This is a genomic window from Methylomonas sp. MS20, assembly GCF_050275925.1.
Taxonomy (GTDB): domain Bacteria; phylum Pseudomonadota; class Gammaproteobacteria; order Methylococcales; family Methylomonadaceae; genus Methylomonas; species Methylomonas koyamae_A.
Window position 1 is genome coordinate 2,785,175 of record NZ_CP189962.1, and the last position, 23,502, is coordinate 2,808,676.

23 protein-coding genes are annotated in these 23,502 nt (G+C 48.0%); 15 read left to right on the forward strand and 8 right to left on the reverse strand.

The features are described from left to right. The first annotated feature begins 4 nt into the window (after positions 1-4). The 15 genes from ACQE3D_RS12210 (at position 5) to ACQE3D_RS12280 (ending at position 15,811) form a co-directional block, all read left to right on the forward strand. The gene (locus ACQE3D_RS12210; protein WP_064029692.1) at positions 5-472 is read left to right on the forward strand and encodes a hypothetical protein; all 468 of its coding nucleotides are present in this window, start codon (positions 5-7) and stop codon (positions 470-472) included. Positions 473-475: 3 nt separating this feature from the next. Next, complete coding sequence (locus ACQE3D_RS12215) at positions 476-1,096, forward strand: glutathione S-transferase family protein (RefSeq protein WP_064029694.1); 621 nt, start codon at positions 476-478, stop codon at positions 1,094-1,096. Between the two features lie 402 nt (positions 1,097-1,498). Continuing rightward, on the forward strand, positions 1,499-2,302 hold the full coding sequence (locus tag ACQE3D_RS12220) for a spermine synthase (protein WP_168031660.1): 804 nt from the start codon (positions 1,499-1,501) through the stop codon (positions 2,300-2,302). Next, positions 2,299-4,458: a YgiQ family radical SAM protein gene (locus ACQE3D_RS12225; RefSeq protein ID WP_313730237.1), complete on the forward strand. Its 2,160-nt coding sequence runs from the start codon at positions 2,299-2,301 to the stop codon at positions 4,456-4,458. Before ACQE3D_RS12220 ends, ACQE3D_RS12225 begins: the two co-directional genes overlap by 4 nt. Before the next feature lie 132 nt (positions 4,459-4,590). Next, positions 4,591-5,421: an ABC transporter permease gene (locus ACQE3D_RS12230; protein ID WP_313730236.1), complete on the forward strand. Its 831-nt coding sequence runs from the start codon at positions 4,591-4,593 to the stop codon at positions 5,419-5,421. A gap of 19 nt (positions 5,422-5,440) precedes the next feature. Next, positions 5,441-6,703, forward strand: a complete 1,263-nt coding sequence (locus tag ACQE3D_RS12235; RefSeq protein ID WP_313730235.1) for a polysaccharide ABC transporter ATP-binding protein — start codon at positions 5,441-5,443, stop codon at positions 6,701-6,703. After that, on the forward strand, positions 6,700-7,386 hold the full coding sequence (locus ACQE3D_RS12240) for a class I SAM-dependent methyltransferase (protein WP_313730234.1): 687 nt from the start codon (positions 6,700-6,702) through the stop codon (positions 7,384-7,386). Before ACQE3D_RS12235 ends, ACQE3D_RS12240 begins: the two co-directional genes overlap by 4 nt. Next, the gene (locus ACQE3D_RS12245) at positions 7,383-8,339 is read left to right on the forward strand and encodes a glycosyltransferase family 10 domain-containing protein (RefSeq protein ID WP_313730233.1); all 957 of its coding nucleotides are present in this window, start codon (positions 7,383-7,385) and stop codon (positions 8,337-8,339) included. The genes ACQE3D_RS12240 and ACQE3D_RS12245 overlap by 4 nt, the downstream gene beginning before the upstream one ends. Positions 8,340-8,417: 78 nt before the next feature. Beyond that, entirely contained in the window at positions 8,418-9,062 is a 645-nt protein-coding gene (locus tag ACQE3D_RS12250; RefSeq protein ID WP_313730232.1) for an FkbM family methyltransferase, read from the forward strand. A 135-nt stretch (positions 9,063-9,197) separates the two neighbouring features. Then, positions 9,198-10,067: an alpha-1,2-fucosyltransferase gene (locus tag ACQE3D_RS12255; RefSeq protein ID WP_427500585.1), complete on the forward strand. Its 870-nt coding sequence runs from the start codon at positions 9,198-9,200 to the stop codon at positions 10,065-10,067. Further along, positions 10,064-11,098: a glycosyltransferase family 2 protein gene (locus ACQE3D_RS12260; protein ID WP_313730230.1), complete on the forward strand. Its 1,035-nt coding sequence runs from the start codon at positions 10,064-10,066 to the stop codon at positions 11,096-11,098. The genes ACQE3D_RS12255 and ACQE3D_RS12260 overlap by 4 nt, the downstream gene beginning before the upstream one ends. 4 nt (positions 11,099-11,102) lie before the next feature. Next, positions 11,103-12,344 carry a glycosyltransferase gene (locus ACQE3D_RS12265; RefSeq protein ID WP_313730229.1) on the forward strand — a complete coding sequence of 414 codons (1,242 nt, stop codon included), beginning with the start codon at positions 11,103-11,105 and terminating at the stop codon, positions 12,342-12,344. Then, positions 12,331-13,590, forward strand: coding sequence for a glycosyltransferase family 2 protein (locus ACQE3D_RS12270; RefSeq protein WP_313730228.1), 1,260 nt, complete (start codon positions 12,331-12,333; stop codon positions 13,588-13,590). Before ACQE3D_RS12265 ends, ACQE3D_RS12270 begins: the two co-directional genes overlap by 14 nt. 29 nt (positions 13,591-13,619) lie before the next feature. Continuing rightward, positions 13,620-14,687, forward strand: coding sequence for a glycosyltransferase (locus ACQE3D_RS12275; RefSeq protein WP_313730227.1), 1,068 nt, complete (start codon positions 13,620-13,622; stop codon positions 14,685-14,687). Next, entirely contained in the window at positions 14,684-15,811 is a 1,128-nt protein-coding gene (locus ACQE3D_RS12280) for an FAD-dependent oxidoreductase (protein WP_313730226.1), read from the forward strand. The genes ACQE3D_RS12275 and ACQE3D_RS12280 overlap by 4 nt, the downstream gene beginning before the upstream one ends. On the opposite strand, the gene ACQE3D_RS12285 is transcribed toward ACQE3D_RS12280, so the two are convergent. The 8 genes from ACQE3D_RS12285 to pgaC all read right to left on the reverse strand — a co-directional run bounded on the left by ACQE3D_RS12285 (position 15,808) and on the right by pgaC (position 23,492). Further along, complete coding sequence (locus tag ACQE3D_RS12285) at positions 15,808-17,049, reverse strand: glycosyltransferase (RefSeq protein ID WP_313730225.1); 1,242 nt, start codon at positions 17,047-17,049, stop codon at positions 15,808-15,810. The genes ACQE3D_RS12280 and ACQE3D_RS12285 overlap by 4 nt on opposite strands. Before the next feature lie 16 nt (positions 17,050-17,065). Further along, positions 17,066-18,193, reverse strand: coding sequence for a sodium ion-translocating decarboxylase subunit beta (locus ACQE3D_RS12290; RefSeq protein ID WP_313730224.1), 1,128 nt, complete (start codon positions 18,191-18,193; stop codon positions 17,066-17,068). A gap of 38 nt (positions 18,194-18,231) precedes the next feature. Further along, positions 18,232-20,055 (reverse strand): sodium-extruding oxaloacetate decarboxylase subunit alpha, encoded by a 1,824-nt coding sequence (gene oadA / locus ACQE3D_RS12295; protein ID WP_313730223.1) that lies wholly within the window; start codon positions 20,053-20,055, stop codon positions 18,232-18,234. 55 nt (positions 20,056-20,110) lie between these two features. Then, complete coding sequence (locus ACQE3D_RS12300; RefSeq protein ID WP_064029716.1) at positions 20,111-20,350, reverse strand: OadG family protein; 240 nt, start codon at positions 20,348-20,350, stop codon at positions 20,111-20,113. Between the two features lie 287 nt (positions 20,351-20,637). After that, a complete protein-coding gene (locus ACQE3D_RS12305; RefSeq protein WP_313730222.1) occupies positions 20,638-21,105 on the reverse strand; it encodes a peroxiredoxin in 468 nt (155 codons plus the stop codon). Between the two features lie 4 nt (positions 21,106-21,109). Next, on the reverse strand, positions 21,110-21,634 hold the full coding sequence (locus tag ACQE3D_RS12310; RefSeq protein WP_071157051.1) for a glycine cleavage system protein R: 525 nt from the start codon (positions 21,632-21,634) through the stop codon (positions 21,110-21,112). 83 nt (positions 21,635-21,717) lie between these two features. Then, entirely contained in the window at positions 21,718-22,158 is a 441-nt protein-coding gene (pgaD, locus tag ACQE3D_RS12315; RefSeq protein ID WP_313730221.1) for a poly-beta-1,6-N-acetyl-D-glucosamine biosynthesis protein PgaD, read from the reverse strand. Beyond that, positions 22,155-23,492 (reverse strand): poly-beta-1,6-N-acetyl-D-glucosamine synthase, encoded by a 1,338-nt coding sequence (gene pgaC, locus ACQE3D_RS12320; RefSeq protein ID WP_313730220.1) that lies wholly within the window; start codon positions 23,490-23,492, stop codon positions 22,155-22,157. The genes pgaD and pgaC overlap by 4 nt, the downstream gene beginning before the upstream one ends. Positions 23,493-23,502 lie beyond the last annotated feature (10 nt).

Consider the following 23,502-nt stretch of genomic DNA (forward strand, 5'->3'; position numbering starts at 1 on the left):
CACGATGACCGAACACCCCGTAAACACCGAAAGTCTGGCGCGTTTTGCCCGTCAGGCCGCCGAGATTAAAAGCGCCGCCCGATCCAGTTACGACCGCCTGCTGGCGGCGGATTTATCGCGGCAACGTTGGGACGGCTGTTTTCAACGCAATGTGCTGGCGGTGCTGGCGCAAGTCTACGACCAGGCTGCAAACGTACTACAAACGTTGCCGTTTGCCCCGGACCCCACGCCATTGGATAGGGGCATGTCCGCGCTGACCAAATTGGTGCTGGCCGAGTTCGACGGCTTTATCGAGACATTCCTCGCCTATGTCGTGGATAAACACCGCACGTCCTGCGCGTTGTCTAACTTCCCCGACGAACACAAACCCGATCGGGATTATCTCGAGGTGGTGAAACGCGATATCGCCCAGTTATGGCGGGAGTTTGCGGTCAACGTCAACAACCGATTTCTCGCCTTAACGACGGAGTAAACCATGAAGTTTTACATGACCCCCGGCTCGTGTTCGACCGGTATCCACATTTTGTTGGAAGAATTGGAACTGGTCTTCGAAGTCTATCCTGTCAATTTGTTGGCCGGCGATCAACTAAAACCCGAATATCTAGCGATCAACCCCAAGGGGACGATTCCGACGCTGGTGCGCGACGACGGCGGGACGTTGACCGAGTTCAGCGCAATCGCTTACTGGCTGGCACGCCGTTACCCCAAGGCTGGCCTGTTGCCGGGCGATGCCGACGGCGACGCCCGCGCGATAGAACTGATGGCACACGCGGTCGGCACCCTGCACGGCGCCGGTTTTGCCCGGATTTTTACGCCGGAAAAATTCGCCAGCCAATCCGCCGACATCGACGCGGTCAAAGCGCAAGGCCTGGAGATCGTCCGGCGCGGATTTGAGGTATTGAACGACAGTTTACCGACGGCAGGCTACGCACTGGGTCAATTCAGCATAGCCGACGCGGCCTTGTTCTACCCCTGCTTCTGGGCCGATAAAACCGCCATCGAGCTACCGGAACGTTGTCTGAATCACTATCGCCTGATGCTGACCCGGCCGGCAGTCCGGCAAGTGCTAATGGAAGAAGGTTATCGGGTGAACTAAGCAAGTCACCCGTAATTACCCGCCGGGCTGGTTGATCGCTCGGCTTTCGACAAGCCCGGTTGTCGGCGCTGGCGGCGGCTTTCTCCGGCCTGTCCTAAGACAAACTAGGGAAAAGTCGAGAAACTCGCATCGGAACGCGATATTCGTGGCGTTGTCTTGGGTATTTCTTCTTCGCATGAAACGCCCTCGATAAGAGTAACGCCGTCGGCGCGACGAAGTTGTCGCACTCCCACGATGACTTTCTACTGACTTCAGCTACTTTTTTTTACCGCAAAGTCCGGTTCCAGACTCGGGCCGCGACCAGTCGGCACACGCGTCCCTTTCCGTCACCCGCAACAATTCGCAAGACAATTATCGGTTTTTCAAGGAAAATACCGGGGATTTTCAACGTTTCCGCGTTACATGTACAAATACGACGGCCTGGTTATCCACCAAAGCCACGACGACGAGGGCATCATCGAAGTCGTCGATAACGATGGGGTTCGAGCTCTGCATTTCGGTTCGCACGCCCGGCAAAGCTCGATGTTGATCGCCGAACCCGACCGCCTGCATTCCCTGTACGCCCGCGCGATGATGGCCGGCCTGCTGTTTCAGCCGCCGCCCAGGGATACCCTGCTAATCGGCTTGGGCGGGGGCACGATCGCCAAGTTTCTGCTCCATCAATTTGCCGACTGCCGGGTGCGGGTGGTCGAGTTTCGCGGCAGCGTTTTAAAAGTGGCGCGCAGCCATTTCAGCCTGCCCTTCGATGCCCGCTTGAAAATTAAAATCGGTTGCGGCGCCCAACACGTCAGACAATATTCCCGCGAACATGGCGAATGCCACGATCTGATCATGATCGACGCCTATGACCACGACGGCATGGCCCCCGAGGTCAGTAGCGAAGCCTTTTTCGACGCCTGCCGAACCTTGCTGACCCGCGACGGTCTGTTGGTCATCAACCTTTGGGGTACCGACAAGCCGATGTTTCAACAAGTCAGTTGGAATCTGGGCCGGGTGTTCAACTGGCGGATGCTGTTTTTGCCGGTGCGCGGTCGCGGTAATATCATTGGCTTCGCCTTCGGCGATCAAACCGCGAAACCCACCCTAAAAAATCTGATAGACCGGGCCAAGCACCTGGAGCAACGCTATCAAATCGAATTTCCGACGTATCTATTGGACTTAAAACGCCACAATCCCAACGTTTTCAACCGGATCATCAAACCGTGATACACAACGCCCCCAACCTGTTCGGCTACAAAAAATACTGGGCTCACCGCTTCGGCCCGGCGCCGGAATTGCCGATGAGCCGCGCCGAAATGGACGCCTTGGGCTGGGATGCCTGTGACGTGATATTGGTGACCGGCGATGCCTACGTCGATCATCCCAGCTTCGGCATGGCGGTGATCGGCCGGGTGCTGGAGGCGCAAGGTTTCCGGGTCGGCATCATTTCCCAGCCGGACTGGCACAGCGCCGACGACTTTCGTACGCTCGGCCAGCCCAAGCTGTTCTTCGGTGTCACCGGTGGCAACATGGATTCGATGGTCAACCGCTATACCTCGGACAAGAAAATCCGCTCCAACGACGCCTACACCGCCGACGGCGCCGCCGGCAAGCGCCCGGACCGCGCGGTCAATGTGTATTCGCACCGCTGCCGCGAAGCGTATAAAAACGTGCCTATTATCATCGGCGGCATCGAGGCGAGTTTGCGCCGCATCGCCCATTACGACTATTGGTCGGACAAGGTGCGCAAGTCGATATTGCTGGATTCCAAGGCCGATTTGTTGGTGTACGGCAATGCCGAACGGCAGGTCGTCGAAATTGCCCATCGCTTGGCTAAAGGCGAGAGCATTCACGATTTGAAAGGCATTCGCGGCACCGTGCACTTCGTCAAACAAGTGCCGCAAGGTTGGATCGAAAAAGATTCAACCGACATTGACAAGCCCGGCGCGGTCATCGTCCACCAAAATCCGTATCAGGAGATGCCGGCATGCGAGGATAAACCCGTAGGAGGGGCTTTAGCCGCGACTGATAGTTTGAGCGGGGCTGACGCTCCTCCCACGCATCGTGAACAAGTCATCCAATTCAAACCGATCGCCAACAAGAATCGGGCGCAAACCGTGATTCGCCTGCCCGATTACGACGCGGTCAAGGACGATCCGATTTTGTACGCCCACGCTTCGCGGGTCATGCACGGCGAAACCAATCCCGGCAATGCTCGTGCGCTGATCCAACGCCACGGCAATCGGGAAGTGTGGATCAATCCGCCGCCGCTACCGCTAACCACCCCGGAAATGGACGGCGTGTTCGATCTGCCCTACTCGCGCTTGCCGCATCATGCTTACGGCAAGGCCAACATCCCAGCCTTTGAGATGATTCAGCATTCGGTGTTGATCATGCGCGGCTGTTTCGGCGGTTGCAGCTTTTGCTCGATCACCGAACACGAAGGCCGCATCATTCAGAACCGCTCGGAAGATTCGATCATTCGCGAAATCGAAGCCATCCGCGACACCTCGCCCAACTTCACCGGCCACATTTCCGACCTGGGCGGACCAACCGCCAACATGTGGCGGCTGGCCTGCAAGGACCCGAAAATCGAGGAGTCCTGCCGCAAGCCATCCTGCGTTTATCCCGGCATCTGCCACAACTTGAACACCGACCAGACGCCATTAATTAAGCTGTACCGGCGCGCCCGCGCGCTGCCAGGCATCAAAAAAATCTTCATCGCTTCCGGTCTGCGTTACGACATCGCCGTCGAAACCCCGGCCTATGTAAAAGAGTTGGTGACTCACCACGTCGGCGGCTATCTAAAAATCGCGCCCGAGCACACCGAACAAGGCCCGTTATCGAAGATGATGAAACCCGGCATGAGCAGTTACGACCGTTTCAAGGCGATGTTCGACAAATACTCCAAGGAAGCCGGTAAGGAACAGTATTTGATCCCTTACTTCATTGCCGCCCATCCCGGCACCACCGACCAGGACATGCTCAATCTCGCACTGTGGCTAAAACGAAATGGTTTTAGAGCCGATCAGGTGCAAGCCTTTTTGCCGTCACCGATGTCGATCGCGACTGCGATGTACCACTCGGGCAAGGACACGCTGCATAAAGTCGGCCGCAATGTGCCGGATATCGCGATTCCGCGTGGCGACAAGCAACGCAAGTTGCACAAAGCCTTTCTACGCTACCACGACCCGAAAAATTGGCCGCTGTTGAGGGAGGCTTTGAAACAAATGGGACGCGCGGATCTAATCGGTAATGGCAAACATCAACTGATTCCAAATTTTCAGCCCAAGGGCGACGCAGCGCCGCAGTCGCCAAAAATGCGTTTTGCCACCAAACACACCCAAGAAAAATCGCAGCCCGTCAAGGGCCGGCGGCGCTGAATCAGGCGTCATTGCCGCCAAAACCGTCCGTCAGTCGAGAAAATGCCGGTCTGAGCCGGCGTGGCTTCTCCCGTCTCAGCGATTTTCCGCTAAACTTTCGCTGCCTATACTTCCAACTTGCCCAAACAACCGATGTCCGGCCGTCCCCAAATCGTCATCACGCCAACAAAAACCCTAGGCGACTCCGGCCGGGAACTATGGGAATATCGGGATTTACTCTACTTTCTGGCTTGGCGCGACTTTAAAGTCCGCTACAAACAAACCGCGATTGGCGCGGCTTGGGCGATCATTAGGCCGTTATTGACGATGCTGGTGTTCACAGTAATCTTCGGCAGAATCGCCAAACTGCCAACGGAAGGCGAAGCACCTTATGCCATCATGGTGTTTACCGCGATGCTGCCCTGGTACTTTTTTGCCAATACCCTCAGCGAATCGGCGAATGCGGTGGTTAATAACTCCGCGATGATCAGCAAAGTCTATTTTCCGCGCATTATCGCGCCGACCGCACCGTTACTGGTAAACATCGTAGATTTCCTAATTTCATTCATATTATTGCTGGCGCTGATGGCATGGTATCGATTCCAGCCATCGATTTATATTTTTTTGATGCCTTTATTCCTGTTATTGGCGGCCATCACCGCCCTTGGTATAGGTTATTTAATATCGGCGCTTAATGTCAAATACCGGGATTTTCGTTACGTTATTCCTTTTATCGTACAGATAGGTTTATATATTTCGCCAGTCGGCTTTAGCAGCCAAGTCGTACCGGAACAATGGCGGATATGGTATTCCTTAAATCCGATGGTTGGCGTTATAGATGGGTTTCGCTGGATGATAATTGGTAATGGCGCCAATATTTATTGGGATGGTTTTATGCTATCTAATGCAATATCTCTGACATTATTCTTAATTGGTTATAGATACTTTATGCATACAGAACGGCAGTTTGCCGACAGCCTTTAAAAAACACGATTAAATTTTAATGAGTTGCGCAATTAAAGTCGAAAATCTCGGCAAAAAATACATTATTAAGCATCAGCAGCAAAGCCGTTATCATTATAACAGCCTGGGAGAATCTCTAAGTAGGCGCTTTAGAAATCTAACTAAAAATTTATTACACCCATTACAAAGCGATACTAATTTCGAAAACACCGAAGAATTCTGGGCACTCAAGGATATTAATTTTGAAATAGAACATGGCGACCGGGTCGGGATAATCGGCCGAAACGGTGCAGGCAAATCAACTCTATTAAAAATACTAGGCCGCATAACCCACCCCAGCACCGGAAGAATTACCATTAATGGCCGCGTATCAAGCTTGCTGGAAGTCGGCACAGGATTTCATCCTGAATTAACTGGTAGAGAAAATATATTCTTAAACGGCGCGATATTAGGCATGCGCAAGCACGAGATTCAAAGAAAATTCGACGAAATCGTTGATTTCGCGGAAGTAGAAAAATTTTTGGATACGCCGGTCAAGCATTATTCCTCGGGTATGTATGTCAGACTAGCTTTTGCCGTCGCAGCGCACTTGGAGCCGAATACCCTAATTGTAGATGAAGTGCTGGCTGTAGGGGATTTGCAATTTCAGAAGAAATGTATGGGAAAAATGAGCGCCATCGGCAAAGAGGGAAAAACGGTTTTGTTCGTAAGCCATAATATGGCGGCAATTAGTGCTCTGTGTAGTAAAGCCATGTTGCTTGGTAATGGGAGTAATCTCGCCATGGGAGATGTATCTAAGGTGACACTCGAGTATTTGAAGGAAGGCAATACTATTAAAGTCTTGCTTCCTTTGCAAAAAGATGAATTGATTATCCATGAGTTTTACGTACAACAAACTGGAGTACGAGTTGACCATATTGATGGAGGACAATCATTTAACGTAAACGTAAACTTTGAACTTTTGAAGACGGTAAGCGCATTTAGACTCGGCATATACTTTAAACTTCCTACCGGAGACGTGGTATTTAGGTCTTTTTTGGCAGATTGGGAGCCAACCTATGAATATATCGAATTAGGTAGATACTCGGTTACGTTAAAGGTCCCGCCTAATTTAATATTTCCAGGCACCTATCAAGTTCTTTTGCACGCCAGCAAGTATGGAGTTAAAGATTATTTAAATAAGAGCCACATAATAAAAGAGATAAATGTATTGCAGCCGAATAATTTTAATCAAACGCATATAAATGAAACCTTTAATTCACACATACTAATGCCTGAAAAATGGCTAGTAGAAAAGTTATGAGAAGTGTAAAAACACTCATTAATAAAATAATTTACATGTTCCCCTGGCTTAATTGGATAATGTTAGCTTACCCATTTAGAAAAATGATTAATTCATTTGCATATCATTGCGGGGTATATAAGAGAATTGGCAAACGCTTTAAGGGCTTGCATCTTGGTGCAGGAAGTCTAATTATTCAAAATTATCTCAATATCGACGGAAATCCTGCTTCCAAATGTGACATTGTAGCCGGGGTGGAGAAGATCCATCTCCAAGACTGCACAGTTGACAATATTTACACTTCGCATGTATTTGAACATATTCCTAGAGGACGAATATCCTTAGTGCTCAAGGAGTGGCACAGGGTATTATCCCAAGACGGCAAAGCGTATATTTGTGTACCGGATATGGAGGTTTTATGCAAGATATATTTAGAAGGGTTACCCAGCTATCGCGGTAGCCCGGATGTGCAGTCGCGTGTTGATTTAGCTTGCGACGTAATTTTTGGCGGCCAGATTAATCAATATGATTACCACTATTATGGCTATTCATTCGAAACTTTGCTACGGTATTTGAAGGATGCTGGATTTTCTGATGTAAAAATGTTCGACCGCGAAAAGATGACAGAATATCCTAATAGTGATGCATCCTTTGCAACCATTAATAGACGGCCTATTTCGCTTAATGTGGTTGCCTCAAAGTGACTAAAGTCAAACTAACAACTTCGTTTCCAGCTTGGCCTCTATTACGTCAGACACCCGGGTGGCGTGGTGAATGGGATGGTTATAAATTCTACGTAAATGATGACGCGATTATAGATTGCGATTATTGGGTTGTTTACGACGGTTTATTAAAGCCAGAAACAGCAATATGTCCAAATGACAATATAATTTTTATTGCATCCGAACCGCCTGATATTAAGCACTATAGCTCAAATTTCCTAAATCAATTCTCATTGGTGATATCCTGTGACAACACCATTGATCATCCAAACAATCTCATTGAGCAGCAATCATTGCCATGGATGGTAGGTATCAGACAGCTACACGGAAAATACGAGACATTATTAGATTTTGACACTCTTAACTCTTCTACAAACAATATTGTCAAACAAAAATTGTTATCTGTTATATGCTCTACAAAAACTATTACAAAAGGGCAAAGACAAAGATTATCTTTTATAGAAAACTTGGCAGAAAAGCATGGTAATAAGATAGACATCTTTGGTCGTGGCTTTAACGAAGTCCCTGACAAATGGGACTCAATTGCTCCATATAAGTACCATTTAGTCATGGAAAATAGTGATATTAATGACTATTTCACAGAAAAACTTACCGATGCATTTCTTGGTCGAGCATATCCTATTTATTGGGGCTGCCCTAATTTGGAAAAGTATTTTCCAAAAGAATCATTTTTTAGGATACAACTAGGAGATTGGCCTAAAATCAGCGAGATTATCGACAGCGAATTATATGAAAAATCAATAGGGCATATTGATGTAGCAAGAAATATGGTACTTCATAGATATAATTTGTTTTCGATGCTTACAAGCAAATTTAAGCAAAAAAAAACATCACCCACAAAAAGAACACAAACAATATTCCCTGAAAAAATAAGTAAGCTCTCTAGAGTTTCTTATCTCACAAAAAAATTTTAACTAATGATGTTAACTAAATATTTATGGAGAGTAAGGCTAACTTTCAGACAGGCACTACGACTTATAGCAGTTATTGCTATGAAACTTGGAGATAAAGTTTATCAAAGCGATCTTGAAAAAAACGTCGCACTTTGGAATCAAGATCGGGGAAATGAAACACATCGCTTGCAATATGAAGGAATTAGCAGAGACTCACTAGTCCTAGATGTAGGTGGCTATAAAGGCCAATGGGCGAGCGATATATATGCGATGCATCGATGTAGAATCTATATCATTGAACCTGTTGAACAGTTTGCGGAAATTATTAAAAAACGATTTACTCACAACTTAGATATTTCCGTGTTCGTCACAGCTTTGTCTGATGAGAATAGAATAGGTATGATTTCGATGGAGCAAAACGCATCTTCATTACTCAAAAAAGCTAATGAATGCGCACAAATAGATATTGTAGATGTAGTTGATTTCTTCAAAGAAAACAATATTGAGTCCGTCGCAATAATGAAAATTAATATTGAAGGAGCAGAATATCAACTACTTGAACGCATCCTCAATTCTGAGTTAGTTGAAAAAATTCAAAACTTGCAAATCCAATTTCATGACTTTATACCAAATGCTGAAGAAAAGAAGAAACTCATCCAAAAAAAACTTTCACATACCCACGTCTGCACGTATGAATATCCATTTGTTTGGGAAAACTGGAGTCTAAAATCAACGCTGCGGTAGAATAATACGTTATATATTTAAGCTAAATTTAGCTTAAAATAACATTATAGCGCGGCAATACAAAAAAAAGATACCAAGTGCATTGTGGAATGTGCATCATAAACTACTAGTTATTTTATAAATACTCTCATGATCATGCAGAACATTATCGGAGGCCTTGGAAACCAAATGTTTCAGTATGCTTTTATATATGCACAGAGCAGAATCCGAAACACATCATTTAAATTAGATATCAGCAGTTTTAAAACATACCCTTTGCGGAAATACACATTAAACCGATACAATATTAAAAATATAACTGCCTCATTTAAAGAAATAGATCAACTAAAGTTTAAGCATGAAGGCACTCTAGAGAGATTAACAAGAAAACTACAACACAAACCGAGACCTTTGGCATCTTCTTACTATAAAGAATCAAGCATGGAATTTGACCCAAATGTCTTCAATCAGAATGGTGACATTTATTTTGATGGTTATTGGCAGAGTGAGCGTTATTTTCACAACTATAGAAATGAACTATTGGACCAGTTTACGTTGAAATCGTCTATTCAGGAAAAAACTAAAAAATATCTAGAGATATTATTTTCGTGTTCGTCGATAAGTTTGCATATCAGGCGCGGGGACTATATAACCAATAAAACAACCAACAGCATACATGGGGCTTGTGATATTTCTTATTATCGAAAAGCCATGTCTCGGGTAATGATGGATATTAAACAGCCTAATTTTTTCATTTTCAGTGATGACTTAACTTGGGCTAAAGACAATTTATCAATTAACGAACCTGCTACGTTTATCGAACTTGATAATGAGTTTTCTGATTGCGATGAAATATTTCTAATGAGCCAGTGCAAACATAATATTATCGCTAACAGTTCATTTAGCTGGTGGGGAGCATGGCTCAACCAAAATCCGGAAAAAACTGTTATTGCCCCACAGCATTGGTTTCGTGATAATACTTTACAAACAAATGACATGATACCGGTAACTTGGATCAGATTATGAGTCCTCCGTTAATTTCAGTGATAATGCCTGTCTACAACGGCGCAGAATATTTGCCCGAATCAATTGAAAGCATACTTAAACAAAGTTTTATAGATTTCGAGTTTTTGATAATTGATGATGGATCAACAGACAACACATTTGAAATAATAAAAAAATATGCAAATTTAGACCATAGAATACAAGCCATCCATAACAAAAATAATATAGGCATAGCATCATCATTGAATATTGGTTTAGCACGCTCAAAGGCGCCATTGATTGCAAGAATGGATGCTGATGACATTTCCACAACAGATCGCCTTGAAAAACAATGGAACTTTCTTAAAAACAACCCTGAAATTGATGTAATTGGTTCTTACTATAGGATTTACGAATTTTTATGGCGCATAGTAAAAACACCTTCCAATCACGAAAATATACTGCCTAGACTACTATTTGATACAAGCTTTTTTCATCCCACTGTAATGTTCCGAAAACACACAGTCTTAGAATCAACTAATGGCTATCGAATAGAAACCACACCTGCCGAGGATTACGATTTATGGTGCAGATTGGCTGAAGACAAAAACATCATTTTTTCGAACATAAAAGAAACTTTACTACGTTACCGTATACATCCAACTATAGAACGCGTTGAATATTTAGATAGACAGTTTCAAAAGGCCAATGCCATTCGTAAACATCAATTAACGAAACTAGATTTATACCCAAATGAAAAAGAATTTATGTGTCACAGTTTTATGGCAAATCCCAATTTCTTTACCCTAACTAACATTCCATCACTTATGGATTGTTCGCGTTGGTTACATAAGATTGAAAATGCGAATTTAGAAACACAGATATATTCAAAAAAAACCTTAAGACAAGAACTAGAGTTTAGATGGACAACAGCTTGTCTACGCGCTGCATTTGTAAGACCAAGCGCAGCTTTAGAATTTATTCAGAGTGATTTGACCCCCCATTCATTAACCAAATTTTATTACGCACTGATAATGATATGGAGATATATAAAACACCGCCTCACTAAATAATAATATGTATATTGCTGTCATTAGCAAATCCGACGCTACAGGCGGAGGGGCCAGCCGAATCGCCGCAGGCTTAACGCAATTGCTAAATAATTCTCAGGACGACGAAGCTCATCACTGGGTTGGACGTCCCGGCGTAAATGCCGATTGGTATACCTTCAAATTACACGGCGGTCAATGGCTATCCTTACTTCAAGGCACATTCGCCATATTTTCCAGAGTAATTGGCTTACCAGATTTTCTTACTCCCGAGTTATTGATCCATTTACTGAGAAAACGCACTAGTTACTTGCTATATCACTTTCACGATATCTCCTTCACCTTTTCGCCCATTTCCTTAAAGTGGCTGGCTAAACGTAAGCCGGTTATTTGGACGTTCCACGATTGCTCTCCGTTTACTGGCGGTTGTATCGCCCCCATGGATTGCAATGCTTTATATTCAGGATGCAAACATTGCCCACAACTTGATAAATTGCCGTTGGGAACATCCATTGACTTAACCGGCTATATGCAACGCTATAAGCTAAACTTATTAAACCAACTACCTGTTATACCTATAATGCCTTCCCGTTGGTTAGCGGAGCAAGCCAAACGAGTAGTGAAATTTAAAGTCGATCCTATCATTATTCCTAATTACGTTGACTTAGATATTTATAAACCATTAGATAAAAACTCTGTTAGAAGAATTTTAGGCTTACCGCTCGATAGATTTATTGTATTGCTATCAGCAACTAGCTTATCCGACCACCATAAAGGTAATCATTTAGCTATTACAGCACTAAAGCAGAGCGGCATCCATCCGTTTATCATCGCCGTAGGGAAGCTGGAGCGACATCAAAAACACTTTTTTCAAGACCTTGACGTAAAAGTTACCGGATATATTTATAACGATCAATTATTAGCGCAATATTACGCAGCTGCTAATATATTTTTATATCCAACACTTGCCGATTCTTTCGGTTGTGTGGCCATTGAAACCATGGCTTGCGGAACACCAGCCATTGCTTTTGCAACAGGTGGCGTCCCAGAAGTTATTGAACACAACAAAACTGGCTGGTTAGTGAAAACCGGTGATGTACAAGGCTTAGTCGATGGCTTACATTATGCCGTTAATAATCCTAAACTATTAGAGGCATGGCGTACTGCCGGCCTGCAAAAAGTAAAAGCACGCTACACCAAAGAGCTATTCTTGGCGGCACATTTAAAAATCTATCAGCGAGTTTTAAATAACACTTATGCAGACCTCTAAAGTTGCAATTGTCATAGTAACATGGAATAAAAAAACATTCGTTTTAGAGCTGTTAAAGTCATTACAACTTCTTAGTTATCCAAATTACGACGTGGTCGTGGTCGATAACTGCTCTACCGACCAAACAAGCGACGCTATCGCGGAATATTTTCCAGACACCATTGTCATAAGCAACCCAGAAAACACCGGAGGAGCCGGCGGCTTTAATATAGGCTTGCAATACGCACAAGATAACGAGTATACCTATTGCTGGCTACTGGATAACGATGTAATCGTCGATAAAGATGCATTATTGTATTTGGTCAATACTTTGGAAAGCACTCCAGATGCCAGCATCTGCGGTTCACAAATATTAATAGTCGGCAGCGACATTGTACAAGAATGCGGTGGCAATATTAACTGGAAAAAGGCCAACATTACATTAAACAATCATGGCAAACCCAGGCATTTAGATAAATCGACATCCGGCGCTATCGAGGTTGATTACTGCGCTGCTTGCTCCATGCTCGCCAGGATGACCGATGTCAAACTTTATGGAAAAATCGATCCGGAGATGTTTATCTTCTGGGATGACATAGAATGGTCAACACGAATAAAGTCCTTCGGCAAAATGATACTCTGCAACACAAATTCTGTTGTTTGGCATCATTTCAATGGTTACAAGCCATCCAATGTATGGCGTGTTTACTACAGAGTCAGGAACAAGCTATATTTTTTCAACAAATACTCAAAATCTAAAACTGCCCTAGCCAAGCTTTTAGCAATTTACGAAGAACTGCAGGAATTTTACCACTACATGGGGATTGTCGATTATTCTTATTCTGTTGAATCAGCCATTACTGATTTTAAAAATGATATTCGAGGAAAATGGCCTTCCCAGGCTTACATCCCAACCACGGCCACACACTTTAAACCAGATATTATTCCCGATAACAATTATTTGGTAATTTATGATCATAATTATGGTCAACTAAGCTATTCAGCATTTGGCGATAACACAATACATTATGTCATAGACACCAATTTGTCCGCCACTAAGTTTTCGTTAGCGTTATTAAAATCGATTATTAGGCCTTCTATCGCAGTTGGCAATCAGTTAAATATATTTATGCTATTTTCTAGCTTTGCTATTCTCTTAACAGAAAACGGATCACGCGTCATTAAAAACAGCAAAATTAAAAACACAGCATTTATTATTTATCGCTGTATTTTTTTTGCTGGAAAATATATTTCTCAATTTAAATGAGAATTGTTTTCTTATGTAAGCGCCACTATATGCAAAACGACGTCATTGACGACCGTTATGCTAGGCTTTATGAACTGCCAAAAGCATTAGCATTAAGCGGGCACGATATCCGGGGAATTTGTCTTGGCTACCATCGTTGTACTTCCGGTCATTTTATACATATAAAAAATAATTCGAGTTCTTTAGAGTGGCATAGCTTCGATGCCGGCAGGTTAATAGCCCCCGGTTTGCCGAGATACTTTGCCAACACATTTTTGCTTATTAAGCAATTTAAACCGGATATTTTATTGGGTAGCTCTGACTGTCTTCATGCCGTTATAACCGCTCTATTCGCCCAACTTTTTAAGATACCCTATTATCTCGATCTTTACGATAATTATGAGAGTTTCGGGCTGGCAAAATTACCGGGACTTTTGCCTTTATATCGTCTGGCGATAAGAAACGCCGAAGGCATTAGTTGTGTCAGCGAACCGCTTGCCGATTATATTCGGCAACGTTACCAGCATCGCAACGTCATCACGTTGGAAAGCACGATCGCTGGCAATGATTTTTTTCCACAGGATAAAGCTTTATGCAGGCAACAACTTCATTTGCCTACTCATGCAAAACTAATTGGCTTGGCCGGTTCGCTGGACAGAAATCGCGGTGTCGATTTGCTCTACGCCGGCTTTTTGCAATTAGCCGATAACGACAGTTCGGTTCATTTAGTGTTGGCCGGACCAACTGACCCTAGCTGCCCTATCCCCAATCATCCGCGAGTTCACTATTTGGGTCTATTGCCGCATCGTCAAATTAACGGCTTTTATAGCGCGCTTGACTTGGCAATGATTTGTCTGCGCGATAGCGAGTTCGGCCGATACGCCTTTCCGCAGAAAACCTACGAAATTCTCGCCACCGAAACGCCGGTTTTAGCCACGAATGTCGGCGCGGTGGGACAAGTTTTTCGCGATCACCCGGAATGTTTATATACACAGGATGATCTGGCCGACTTCTGCAACAAGGCTAGTTATTTATTGAACTCCGGCTATACAGTTCGCCTGCCGATTCCGAGTTGGGCAGACCAAGCTCGTCGCCTTATCGAATGGATTAACTCATGATAGCGGATATTCTCATCGTTGGCGCCGGGTTTGCCGGCGCTGTGATTGCACGGCAGTTGGCCGATAGCGGGCGGTTTAACGTGAAAGTGATCGACCGACGCGACCATATTGCCGGCAATGCGCATGACCCGATTAATCCGGATTTGAATTTACGCGTTCACCAATATGGTCCGCATATTTTTCATACCAACGACCAGCGGATTTTCGATTATCTGTCGCGATTTACCGAGTGGCTACCTTATCGACATCAGGTTCAAGCCTGGGTCGATGACGTAGGTTATGTGCCTTTGCCGATTAATCGAACCACCATTAACCGTGTTTATTCGCAAAATTTCGCGAATGAAGGCGCGGTCAGAGCGTTTTTAAACTCGTTGCGGATTCCCTATGAAAACCCAAGTAACGCGCGACAAGTAGCGGAAAACGTGTTCGGCCCGGATTTAACCGAGTTATTTTTCGGCCGTTACACACGTAAGATGTGGGATTTGGATTTAACGGAATTACCGGCCGAAGTTTTGAAACGTTTGCCGATACGCTATGACGACAACGCAGATTACTTTAACGATAGTATTCAGGCTATGCCGGCGGATGGTTATATCGGCCTGTTCAAAAAGCTATTGGACCACCCGGCGATTTCCATTGTTTTAAATTGCGAATTCGATAAAGCCATGGAACACGAGTATTTCCACGTATTCAATTCGATGCCGATCGATGTTTATTTCGATGAATGTTTCGGGCGCTTGCCTTATCGGTCCATCAAGTTTGAGCATCAATTGGTAGCGGAACATCATCAACCGACACCCACTATCAATTTTACTGATGACGGGTGTTATACCCGGCAAACCGACTGGCGTTTATATCCTGGTTGTAATTTAGGCGCCGAGCGGGCATTGCTGACTAAGGAAATGCCGTGCCGCGACGAGAACAATCGTTTCGAGCGCTATTATCCGGTTAAGACGGTATCCGGCGAGCCGCAACAGTTATATAAGCGCTATAAAGCTAAAGCGGAACAACTGAAGCATATGACCTTTATCGGCCGTTGCGGCCAATATATTTATTACGATATGCATCAAGTGGTCGCTAATAGTTTGAAAATCGCTCAAGTTTTCTTGGAGAGAGCTAGCTAACCGCATCCATACTTACAATCGGGAATGAGTTTCTGGTAAACGGTCGCAAACGTCTCGGAAACCGCTTTCCAATCGTATTTACTCGCGGTGATTTTCCCCGCGTCACTCAATCGTTGACGATATTGCCGATCTTGAATCAAGGTCGTCAGGGCTTCGGCCAATTGTTCCGGACAATTAGGCTCAACCAAAATACCGTTCACGGCGTGTTCGATCACTTCTCCGATACCGCCGGTTCTGGTGCTGACCACAGGTACCCCAGCCGCCATGGCTTCCAGCAATATAACGCCCTGCCCTTCGGTATCGCCGCTCGAATCGACTATCGACGGGGCAACAAATATATCGGCATTTGCGTAGTGGTCCGGTAACTCGTGGTTCGCGATTCGTCCGAGAAATGTCACATGGTGCGAGATACCCAAGCGTAGGGCTTGCATTTCGAGCGCTTGCCGTTCCTCGCCATCACCAATAATCCTTAGCTCGACTCGCTCGTGTAACTCATTTGGCAGCCGGGCGCACGCCATGATTAAATCGGTCACGCCCTTCTTTTCGACTAAGCGACCGATGAACAACACCACGTATTTTTCGGGATGACTTTTATCGGTCACTATCGGTTTAGAAACCGCCGCGAAGCAGTCGAAGGGTATGCCCATCGGTAAAATAACCGCACCGCAATGCTTGCAAGCCACTGCTCCGGCCGTCGCCTGGGTATTGCTAGTCCAAGCCGATGCCTGCTGGACGGTCCAGCGCTTTATCGCCGCCAGCCCAGGCCCAGTTAATCCGAACGCATCCGCGCCATGCGCGGTGACTAACACCGGGATCTTAAACAGTTTGCCTAACACCACAGCCAGTGTGCCTTGCGGAAAAATCCAGTGGGCATGAAGCAACGTGGGTTTATCACGGACGATTTCTCTGGCGGCGCGGAAAAACATCGCCGCGACGAACCCAGGCACCTGAAAAATCAGCGTCGGTCTAACTCGCAGATTTGGCAATATGCCAGAACCGTACGCAAGCGCCTGTTTACGTCGATTGAAACTGTAACGAAAATGCTGGAGGGAAACGGCGGAGTCGTATGAACATTGATCCGGATGATCGGGTGCTAACACCCGAATATCGAAATTTTGTTTGGCAAGCGCTTCGGCCAAGTAACGTAGAAAAACCGATGCGCTATCGTTTTGAAAACGCGGATAACTTGAGGTCAGCCAAAGGACACTCGGCTTTCGAGTCTCTACTTTGGCGGTCATGGCATTCGCCGGACTATCAACGCACCAAACTTAACAATACCCCGGCAGCAACCGCAGAACCAATCACGCCAGCCACGTTCGGCCCCATCGCATGCATTAGCAGGAAATTGTGCGGGTTGCTTTCCAAACCGATTTTGTTGGCGACCCTGGCCGCCATCGGCACCGCCGAGACGCCGGCGGCACCGATCAGCGGATTGATCGGCGTGCTGCTGAAGCGGTTCATGATCTTGGCCATGATGACGCCGCTGGCGGTACCGATCGCGAACGCGATCGCCCCCAAACCCAGGATGCCCAAGGTCTGGACTTTCAAAAAGGCTTCGGCGCTGAGTTTGGATCCGACCGACAAGCCTAAAAAGATCGTGACGATATTAATCAATTCATTCTGGGCGGTCTTGCTCAAGCGATCGACGACACCCGAGGCATTCATCAGGTTACCGAGACAAAACATTCCGACCAGCGGCGCGGCCGACGGCAGCAGGAAGGCAGTTAACACCAGTAGCATCAAAGGGAACACAATTTTTTCGGTCTTGCCGACGTTACGCAATTGCTGCATTTCGATCCGGCGTTCGGCTTCACTGGTCAGCGCACGCATGATCGGCGGTTGAATCAACGGCACCAGCGCCATGTAGGAATAGGCGGCCACCGCGATAGCGCCGAGTAATTCCGGCGCCAATTTGGAGGCCACATAAATCGCGGTTGGACCGTCGGCGCCGCCAATAATTGCGATCGCCGCCGCCTCGCGGAGACTGAATTCCATGCCCGGCACCGCATTCAGCGCCAACGCGCCGAACAAAGTGGCGAAAATGCCGAATTGGGCGGCGGCCCCTAGAAACAAGGTTTTGGGATTGGCCAGCATGGGACCGAAGTCGGTCATCGCACCAACGCCCATAAAGATCAACAGCGGAAACACGCCGGCTTTGATGCCGTAATACATGTAGTACAAGATGCCGCCCTCGTCTATCATGCCGGCGGCCGGAATATTACTCAGTACAGCACCGAAGCCGATTGGCAGCAACAGCAGGGGTTCGAAACCTTTTTTGATGGCCAAATACAGCAATAGAAATCCGACCGCCATCATAGCGACCTGCGATCCGGTCGCGTTATAGATGCCGGTGTTTTCCCACAATAGTCTGATATTTTCCATGGAGCTCTTGATTGGTTCGATAAAGGCCTGACGAATATTTACAAGGTGACCAGGATGTCTCCGACCGCCACCGAGTCGCCCTGCCTAACGTTGACGGCGCTAACGATGCCGGCCACCTTGGCGCGGATCTCGGTTTCCATTTTCATGGCTTCCATGATCAACACCACATCGCCTTCCGACAAATGCGAACCGACGTTGACATTAACTCGCAATACGACGCCGGCCAGCGGCGACTCGACCACGCCCTTGCCGCTGACGATGGGCGCGGTAGCCGCCAACATGGGTCCGCTTTCGTCGATGACCAATTTGCTGGCAATCGGCTGTACAACGATCTCGGCCGCGCCGCCGCCCGGAGCGACCACCACGTGGAAATTCTTGCCATCAACGTTGACGGTATAGCTTTCAGCCGGAGCTTCCGAGCTAATCTGCGCCGGCGTCGGCGCGGCAACGACGGCCGCGGGCTCGGCGCCGGGAGCAGGTTCGAACGCGGCAGGGTTACCTCGGTTTTGAATGAACTTCCAGCCCACTTGGGCGAACAAACCGTCGATCAACGCATCTTCCTCGACATTCTCGGCCAATTTGACATTTTCGGCTGCTGCCTTGGCTTTAACTTCGGCGATCAGTTTGTCCATTTCCGACTCCAGCAAATCGGCGGGCCGGCACGTGATCGGCTCACCGCCATTCAACACTCTGGCCTGTAATGCCTTATCGACAGGCGCCGGCGTCGCGCCGTACTCGCCTTTCAATACCCCGGCGGTTTCCTTGCTGATGGTTTTGTAACGTTCGCCGGACAGCACGTTCAACACGGCCTGAGTACCGACAATTTGCGAGGTTGGCGTTACCAAGGGGATGTAACCGAGATCCTTGCGAACCTTGGGAATCTCGAGCAGTACCTCGTCGAAACGATCGGAAGCACCCTGCTCCTTCAATTGACTTTCCATATTGGTCAGCATGCCGCCGGGTACCTGCGAAATCAGGATGCGGCCGTCCACGCCTTTCAAACTACCTTCGAATTGCGCGTATTTTTTACGGACTTCCCTGAAATAATCGGCGATACGTTCCAGCTTGACCAAATCCAGGCCGGTATCGCGCTTTTGACCAGCCATCATCGCCACGACCGTTTCGGTGGGGCTGTGACCGTAAGTCATGCTCAGCGACGAGATCGCGGTATCGACGTTATCGACGCCGGCCTCGATGGCCTTGATATAGGTCCCGACACTCAGGCCGGTGGTGGCGTGGCATTGCATATGAATAGGAATGGCCACGGCCCGTTTCAATTTGCTGACCAATTCGTAGGCGTCGTAAGGTGTTAGTAAACCCGCCATGTCCTTGATGCAGATCGAATGGGCACCCATGTCCTCGATCTGTTTGCCCAGTTCGACCCACTTTTTAATGGTATGCACCGGACTGGTGGTATACGAAATCGTGCCCTGGGCGTGAGCATCGGTATTTAGAACGGCTTTGACGGCGCGTTCGATATTACGCATGTCGTTCATCGCGTCGAATATCCGGAACACATCGATACCGTTTACGACGCAACGCTCGACAAATTTATCGACTACATCGTCGGCATAGTGCCGATAGCCTAGAATATTCTGGCCGCGAAACAACATCTGTTGCGGCGTGTTCGGCATGGCTTTTTTGAGCAAGCGCAAACGCTCCCAAGGATCTTCGCCCAAATAGCGCACGCAAGCGTCGAAAGTGGCGCCACCCCAAGACTCGAGCGACCAGTAGCCGATTTGATCCAACTGCTCGCAGATCGGCAGCATATCCTCGATACGCAACCGGGTTGCCAGAATCGACTGATGGGCGTCTCGCAACACCACCTCGGTGATTCCCAGGGGCTTGATAACCTTTTCCACTCTCTATCTCCTAATGACTTTTTTGGGTCGTATATCGATGCCTTTTGGGCAAGGCTTATGCTTTTCGATGTTTCTTGCGGTATTGATGTACCGCCGCCGCAATGGCGGCAACCACGGCTTTGTCACCGCTTTGAGCGACCGGAGCATCCGGATACTGAGCCGGCAGTTCCGGAAAATAGCGTTGGATAAACGCCGACATTAAGCTGATCGCGACGATCAGCATGGCCAAAAATGCGTAAACCATGCCCATGCCAATCAACATGACTTCAATTCCGGAGGTCAGCATTTCGTTCATGTTTGGTGTCCAAATGATTAATATGTCACGGCATTATCGCCAAAACCACCCGATTAAACAATCTTAAGCGGGCCGCGAGCTAGGACGGGCAATGGAACGAACGCTAGAGCGGGCGCGGCCTAGCGCTCGTAAGAAGTTGAAATCAGGCCGGAAAACCTATCGGGTATCGGGCGTTCCAACTAAGCGGCGGCAGATCGCTTTTTGGGCGGCAATCGCGCGAATTAACCCAACGGGGACTTCCCTAGCGATTCCTTAAACACCTAGGGAGGGCCAGCTCGACCGGGGAATCAGGCCAGACTTTCCAAATAGGCCAAGACTGCCGGGATATGCGTTTTGACCTGCACCTTACGCCATTCCTTCAGCAATACCCCGTTTTCGTCGATGACGAAGGTGCTGCGTTCGATGCCTAATACTTGTTTGCCGTACATATTCTTGGTCTTGATCACATCGAACAAACGACAAAGCACCTCGTCCTGGTCGGCCAGCAGATCGAACGGAAATTGTTGCTTGGCTTTAAAGCCTTCGTGTACTTTAACGCTGTCGCGGGAAATCCCGAAGATCACCGCATTCAATTGAGAGAAGCGGTCTATATTATCGCGAAACGCAATACCTTCCTGAGTGCAGCCCGGCGTATTGTCTTTGGGATAGAAATACAAAACCAGTTTCCTACCCCGGTAGTCGCCGAGACGAATGGTTTTATCGCCGGTGGCGGCAATTTCAAAATCAGGAACAGGGGCGCCAATAGAAAGAGTCATCACGTTACCTTTTGATAGGTTCCAAAATCGCATCGATATTCAAGGTGTCGCAGAAATCCAAAAACTCTTCCCGCAACGACAGAATCCGCACGTCCGGCGGAACCAGCAGCACGAAACGGCTGGATAGAACCGGATTGTTGAAGAACGGCGCTTGATGGCGGCTGGCACTCACTTCCTCGATCGTGATGCCCCGCTCCATCAAAAACGCACTGACCGCGAACAACACATCGTCCTTATCCACTGAAATGGTTTCCAGCGTATAAGGCACGCCCTCAATATCCAATTTGCCGTCCTCGGGCCTCAGATAACTGATTTGCAGGTTGAAACGCAGCTTGACGGCATCCAGCATGCCTTCCAATTTGGCGATATGATTCCAGTTGCCGGATATCAATAAATAGGCGGAACTCAGTTGGGTCAGATTAGCGGTACGCAACTCGATCACCGTGCACTGACAGGCACTCAATGCCGATAAAATTTCCACGATGAAGCCGCTAGCCTTGTTGCCTAGCGCCGAGATTGCAAGCTGCATGGTCATTGATCCTTAAAAACGGGTCTTTACAGTGTAGCATCAAGCCCTGTCCGGACAAAAGCCACCCGCGCCGGCTGGTCGATTCAAGGACCGTTGTTGATCCGGGTAATGACGGCGTGGTCGTCGAAATGCACGGTCAACTTATTACCCGTACGCGCTTTGCTCAACAGCTCGACGTCGACTTTGAAGGCGGTGGCCAACTGCGAGTCAGTCACCGGCGGCGGCCGATGCGGCGGACGATGCGCACGTAGCCAAGCCAGATAGACCGTCCACACCAACCAAAGCAGCGCTATGACCAATATAATTTCGGCATAGAGCTGCATCAGCTCCAACAGGGTTTTGTAGCCGCCGAACCAGCGGATTTCGTCGGACAGACTCTTCAAACCCATCAGCCAGGCCCCAAGCGTGAATAAGGGTGTCAAGAAATATAGCCACAACAGCCAACTCGCGAGCGCCAGCAGCGCCGAACCAAACTTCTGCCGCACGCTTTGCAGGTGCGGCTGATTGATGATGATATCCTTCATTTGCGCCGCAAACCTCTGTCCAAGGTGACCCAGACCGCTCGTTGGCCGCGCTTCTTACGCAATGCGCTGATGCAGCCGTTGATGGTCGTGCCGACATTGATCAACCAATACACGATCGGATACCAAATCATCCAGTAGTAATGCTGCGCGGACTGGCCGTTCTGGCGCTCATAGCGCGCATCGATCGCCAGACTCACCCCAAATTGGATCAGGCAGGTCACGCACAACAGCATGCTGGTCCAATGCGGCGACAGGTCCTCCAGAGCCTCGGCCGGCTGCTGGGCGGAAATCCATTGCCAGGGCACCCAAGCCAACATGCCCACGACCAAAAACGCCCAGCTCAGACTAATGCAGCATTCCAGGTATAAAGGCCACATACCGCGGCTGCGCCAGTTAAACAGCGAGCGAAAATAGCGCAGCATCACCTCGACGCCGCCTTGCGCCCAGCGGCTACGCTGTTTCCACAAGCCCTTCAAGGTCTCCGGCATCAGCACCCAGCATAAGGCATTCGGCTCGAAGCGTATCATCCAGCCGGCCAGTTGCAACTTCCAACTGATGTCGATGTCCTCGGTCACCATGTCCGGACTCCAATAGCCGACATCGTGCAACGCGGACTTGCGAAAGCCCGCTATCACGCCGGAAATCGTAAAGATATGTCCGTAAGAGCGCTGCGCGCGCTTGATCATGCCGACGATCGCCGAAAATTCGCCGACCTGAATCTTGCCCAGCAGTGTCGAGCGATTACGGATGCGGGGATTGCCGGTCACCGCGCCGACGTTCGGATCTTCCAAAAAATGCCTGACGATCCAGGCGGTGGCGTTAGGCGCCAATAGCGCGTCGCCGTCGATGCCGATCAGGATTTCGCTGTTGGCCAACAAGGCCGCGGTGCGCAAACCCACGGCCTTGCCTTGGTTGCTGGCCAGATTCACGACCCGCAGCTTAGGATGTTGGTCGGCCAACTCGTGCAGAATTTCCAAGGTATTGTCCTTGCTGCCGTCGTTAATCGCGATGATTTCGAAGTTCGGGTACTTCTGGTGCAGCACATATTCGATGGTCTCGCGGACGTTCTCGCCCTCGTTGTAACAAGGGATCAGAATCGACACCGGCGGGTATTCGGCCAAATCCGGAACGTCCGACCAAACGCTACCGCGCTTGCGTTCCCAACGCCAGTAATACAGGATGCCGCCCAGCATCCAGACGTAGGCCATCAGCAACGGATAGTAAAATACGAAGCGCGACAACCATTCGTCGATGTGCTCCCAAGGTAAGTCTTGCAAACGTTCCTGCAACAGCAGTTTCCAGTCAATCAGCTGTTCGAACCACGGTTGAGACATGATGTCATCC